The sequence below is a fragment of the Streptomyces sp. CLV115 genome (assembly GCF_038448545.1).
Classification (GTDB): Bacteria; Actinomycetota; Actinomycetes; order Streptomycetales; family Streptomycetaceae; genus Streptomyces; species Streptomyces sanglieri.
This window is the reverse complement of record NZ_JBCEWQ010000287.1, coordinates 1-5,011: the sequence shown is the minus strand read 5'-3', so window position 1 is coordinate 5,011 and position 5,011 is coordinate 1. Positions and strand designations below refer to the sequence as shown.

At 73.1% G+C, this 5,011-nt stretch carries 2 protein-coding genes and 1 pseudogene; 2 read left to right on the top strand and 1 reads right to left on the bottom strand.

The genetic code is table 11. The features are described 5' to 3' along the window. Positions 1-402 precede the first annotated feature (402 nt). Positions 403-1,794, top strand: a complete 1,392-nt coding sequence (locus AADR41_RS41245; RefSeq protein ID WP_342287528.1) for a hypothetical protein — start codon at positions 403-405, stop codon at positions 1,792-1,794. Positions 1,795-1,812: 18 nt separating this feature from the next. On the opposite strand, the gene AADR41_RS41240 is transcribed toward AADR41_RS41245, so the two are convergent. Further along, positions 1,813-3,822: a tetratricopeptide repeat protein gene (locus AADR41_RS41240; protein WP_342287526.1), complete on the bottom strand. Its 2,010-nt coding sequence runs from the start codon at positions 3,820-3,822 to the stop codon at positions 1,813-1,815. Positions 3,823-4,216: 394 nt separating this feature from the next. Here AADR41_RS41240 and AADR41_RS41235 point away from each other — a divergent pair. Next, positions 4,217-5,011: pseudogene (locus AADR41_RS41235) on the top strand (hypothetical protein); the annotation flags it as partial.

The following is a 5,011-nucleotide window of genomic DNA, read 5'->3' as shown; positions in this document are numbered from 1 at the left end:
GGTCCGGGTGCCGGTGGGGGACGATGCGGCACGATGGGCCACCCGGGGAAAGTGCCTGCGGGTGCTGCTCGTCGTGCACAACGTGACCGCCGCGACGCGGCTGCTCGACGTGCTGCCTCTGTTCGACGACGATCTGCGGGTGCAGTTGCTGGCGACCTGCACGGGCTCCTCCGCGTTCGCGGCCGGCACGGCCGAGCTGCTGGCCGACACGGGGGTGCCGGTACTGCCGTGGGAGCAGGCCGTCGAGACGGCGGTGGACCTGGTGGTCTCCGCCAGCTTTGGCGGTCAACTAGACGCATTTGCAGGCAAGTTGGCTGTCCTCTCGCACGGTGTTGGATACACTAAGAGGCTGGCGGCACCGGACACCGGACACCGGACACCGGATCGGGGGCGAGGGCGCCCGTGTTCGGGCTCGCGCCGCCGTGGCTGCTGTCGGACCGGGGCACTCCCGTTGCGGACGCTCTCGTACTCTCCCACCCCGAACAGTTCGAACGGCTGCGCAGGGCCTGCCCCGAGGCCGCACCGACCGCCGTGCTCGCCGGGGACCCCTGCTTCGACCGGATAATCGCCGCACGCACCCGTCGCAAGCGATTCCGCCGCACCCTGGGGGTACGCCCCGGTCAGCGGCTCGTCCTGCTCAACTCGACCTGGAGCTCGGAGTCGCTCCTCGGTGACGGGGCCGGGGCTCCGGAGGACGGCTGGTGCGGAGGAGACGTCGTCGCCGCACTGCTGGACCGGGTCGCCGACGAGTTCCCCGTGGACGAGTACCGCTTCGCCGCCGTTCTGCACCCCAACATCTGGCACGGGCACGGCCCCGGTCAGATCCGTGCCTGGTTCGATCGGGCGCGGCGCGGCGGGATGGCACTGATCGATCCGCTGACGGAGTGGCGGCAGGCCCTGCTGGCGGCCGATGCCGTGATCGGTGACCACGGATCCGTCACCTACTACGCGGCCGCCCTTGGCACTCCGGTGCTCCTGGGGGCCGTGCCGCTCCACGCCCTCGATCCCGAAGCACCGGTCTCCGCGTTCATGCGGGAGGCCCCGAGGCTCGATCCCGATGCCTCCCTGTCGGCGCAGATCGGGGAACTTCTCCGCTGCCACCGGCCGTTGCCCGGTCCGGCCGAATTCACCACCTCCGTGCCCGGTGAGTCGGCGGCCCGGCTGCGGAAGCTCTTCTACTCCATGATGGGTGCGCCGGAACCCGATCGGCCCGCGACGCTGGAGCCGCTCCCGCTGCCCGGGTACGCGGCGGGAACGGTCACCGTGCCGTTGCGGGTACTGACCCGGGTGCTCGGGCCGGGAGAGATCGCCGTCAGCCGCTGGGCGGGGGCGCGGCCCGGCAGCGGACCGGATCCCGTCGGCGAGCTGCACGTCGCCGTCCACGAGGACACCCGGGAGGCGGACGTGCTGGAGCTGGCCGACGTCATCTTCCGGGAGGGCGGGGTCGACGACCCGCGGTTCGGTTCGCCGTCCGCCTGGACCGCCGAAGTGCTCCGCCGGCATCCGGGCTGCTCGCTGGCCGCCTATGTGACCGGCCCCTCCGAATGCGTGGTCCGGGCGCGTGGCGGGGCGCCGCTCCGGATGGTGGCGGTGCCCGGCGTCGATGCGGAGGACCTGGCGGGCACGGACCCCGCCGCGTACGCCTCGGCCCTGTACGCCTGGCTGGCCGCGGAGGGCGGGGAGGCGGTCACCGCCCACGCGCGGGCGGTGACCGAGGGGCTCGTCCTGCGTACGGGCGACCGGCACCATCGCGTCCGGGTCGTTCCGCTGTCACCGTCCGGCCAGGCGGGCTGAGGAGGGACACCACGGGAGTTACGGCGCCACGCAGCGTTCCCGCATGCGTCGCAGATGGACCAGGTGGAACGTGGCGCGCTGGCCGTCGAGGGTCGCGATCGCCGCTTCGATCAGCGGGCGCGCCGAATCGGTGTCGTCCTCGTCCAGCCGGCTCTCGGCGAGATCCGTGAGGGTCCGGGCCGTGTTGTACGTGTCGCCGCTCGACCGGAAGTACGACTGCGCGGTCTCCAGGTACCGCCGGGCCTCCTCGAAGCAGTCGTACGCCTCCTGGTAGCGCCACTGGCGCAGTCTCAGCAGCCCCAGGAATTCGACGGCAGAGGCGTGGCCCCGCTTGTGGCCTGCCGCCGCCTCGGCCCGCGCCGCTGCCCGTGCCGCCGTCTCCGCCTCCTGCCATCGCTTCAACTCGGTGAGGGAGTGGGCCAGTTGTGCGTGAAGGGCTCCGGCGTCCAGGCTCGTGGGGCGATGGGCGTCGACGAGGCGCGCGCCGATGCGGAGCGCCGGCAGCAGCATCTCGTGGTGGCCGGCCTTGAGCTGCAGCGGCCACAGGGCGCGGCACAGGCGGACGGCGGTGTCCGGGTCACCGGACTCCTCGGCGCAGCGCACCGCCTCCACCAGGTTGCCCGACTCCGCCAGCAGCGCGTCGAGGGCGACGCCCCGGTCCCCGTACGTCTGCCCGGTGCGGCCCTCGGCGGGCGCGGGTACCCGCCAGCTCTCCGGGAGCGCCTGGTGGGCGGCCGACGCGGCCAGGTCCGCGTAGGCGTTCAGGGTGCGGGCGAGCGCGGCCGAGCAGGCGGCGATCCCGTCGTCCCGGATCGCCGCCGCCTCAGCGTGCGCGCGGACCGCGTGGCGGTAGTGGTAGCGGCCGCTGCCGGCCGCGCCGGAGCCGCCTTCCAGGAGCATCCGGTCGGCCAGGTCCTCCAGGAGTTCCGCCGTCGCGTCGGGGTCGTGGCCGGTGGTCCGGGCGGCCGTGGCGGCGTCGAAGGCGGGCCAGTCGCGCAGCGCCATCAGCCGGTACAGGCGGGCGGACTCCGGGTCCAGGAGCCGGTAGTTGTCCTCGGCCGCGCCCCGCACCGGGTCGACGTCCGTCCCGGCGCGGCGAGGCGGGAGCGTGGGTGCGGAGAGCTGGTGCGCGGCGGCGCGCAGGGCGTACGGCGACCCACCGCAGCGCCGGAGCAGCGAGGGCAGGGTGGCGCGGGCGGCGGCGACCGTGGACTTGTCCGTGATGTCGGTGAGCAGCCGCACCGCGTCCCGGTCCGTGAGCGGACCGACGGGCACCCGGACGGCGTCGATGCCGGGGAAGGGGGCGCGCGCGACCAGGATCGTGAACACGCCGGGTGCCGAGGTGAGGAACGGCCGCACCTGCGAGGCGGAGTACGCGTGGTCGAGCACGATCAGAAGTCGCAGGTCCGCCACGCGGTGGCGGAAGAACTCGCCCAGCTCGCCGGCCCCGGTCGGCATCTCCTCGTCCGGTACCCGAAGTTGACGCAGCAGGGCACGCAGTACGGTTCCGACGTCGCGTGCGCCGCCGATGCCGCGGCCCCCGAGGTCGGCGTAGATCTGACCGTCCGGGAAGAACCGGGTGGGCTGGGCTCCGAAGTGCACGGCGAGGGTGCTGGAGCCCATGCCGTCCGGGCCGTGCACCAGGGCGAGCCGGGGCCGCCCGTCGGCGCGGCGGGACGCCTCCTTCTGGAGCTGCTTCATCGCCTCCTTGCGATCCGTGAAGAACCTTATGGAGGCGGGGAGGTCCGACCGCACCGTCCGGGCCGGGACGGGGTCGCGGCGCATCCGGGCGGCGAAAGCGGTCCAGGAGGCGGCGAGTTGCGGATCGGTGCGCAGCCGGTCGTGGACCATGCGGGCGACGTCCTCCCGTTCGTCCGGGGCCACGGGTGCGGGGACCTCACGGCCGACGATTCTCCGCACGACGCCTCCGGTGGACTCCCAGGCCCATTTGCCGGCCTCGTTGGCCATCCCCGAGCCGACCGCGCCGAGTACCGCCGAAATCGCCGCCACCGAAGTGGGATCGAGCATGTCGCGCACTCCTCGTTCCCGGTGTTCCGCGCGGCGCGCCCTCCCCGGCACCGTCGCTGTCACCGTGCGGATCAAACGTTAGCGTCAGACGGGCCGGTCTCCCCCGGACATCGTGGTGGAGGCCGACGCGGAGCGACCGTTCAACTGCCCTGAAAGCGACCCGGCTCAGCGGTGTCCGGCCGGATTCGGCATTTCGGAACCACCGCCCCGCCGCCGCCCGTTCACCGCGCCCCGACGCCCTGCACCGTCCGTTCGCGGATGCGGCCGGGCGGTCGTCGAGTGTGTTCACCGCACGCCACACCGTGTTGGATATCCTGGCGGTTGTTCCAGGTCGTCACGGCGAGCCCCGTCGGCCGCAGGCGCGCGGGCCGGGGGCCCGTCGAGGGGAGTAACTGTGCAGGGAGCCGCACACCGGGGTTCGCCCAGGAAGGCCGAACAGGCGTGGCAGCAGGCGGTGGCGCTGCTGAACCAGGGCAATGAGGCGGCCGCCGCGGAACGGTTCTCGTTCGCCGCCGAGCAGGACCCCCTGGCCGCCGATGTCTGGCTGGGGCTGCATGCGACCGGACAGCGCCAGAAGGAGGCGCTGGACGGGATGGTCCGGTCCTCCGGCTCCTTCGGCGCGCTGCGTTCGAAGTTCGGGATGCCGCTGCGCTCCCGGTTCCAGCTCGGCCACTACGTCACCTTCCGGCTGGAGAACGCCCGTGACCTCTGGGTGGCGGCGATGACCTCGCTGCTGGACACGGGAAAGCTCGACGAGGCCTGGGCCGGGCTCTCCACGGCTCAACTGGACTGCGACGAGACCCGGTTCGTCTGTACGCGGTACGCCTTCCTCAAGGAGGACTGGGCCCTCGTGCTCCGGTTCGCCCCGGGGATCCGTGACGCCTTCCTGCACGACGAGGCCCAGCTGTACGTGGGGGCGGCGCTGTTCGCGCAGGGGGTCTGCCACGAGGCGCTGAACGTACTGGCGGAGCTGCCGAAGAAGCTGGAGTCGGGGAGCCGGTTCGACGCGGAGGTCAAGTACTTCATGGGCCGGTCCCTGGAGTCGCTGGGCCGGCCGGAGGAGGCGCTGAGGCGGTACCAGTACGCGTTCCGGTGTGCGCCGGGCCTCTTCGACGTGGACGTGCGGGCGCAGGCGCGTTCCTCGGCCCCGACGGCATCGTCCGTGGCCGGGGAGCCCTCCGCCCCCTAC

Excerpts from the sequence above, each read along its gene's own strand:
- AADR41_RS41240 (WP_342287526.1), bottom strand. The coding sequence starts at position 3,822 with ATGCTCGATCCCACTTCGGTGGCGGCGATTTCGGCGGTACTCGGCGCG.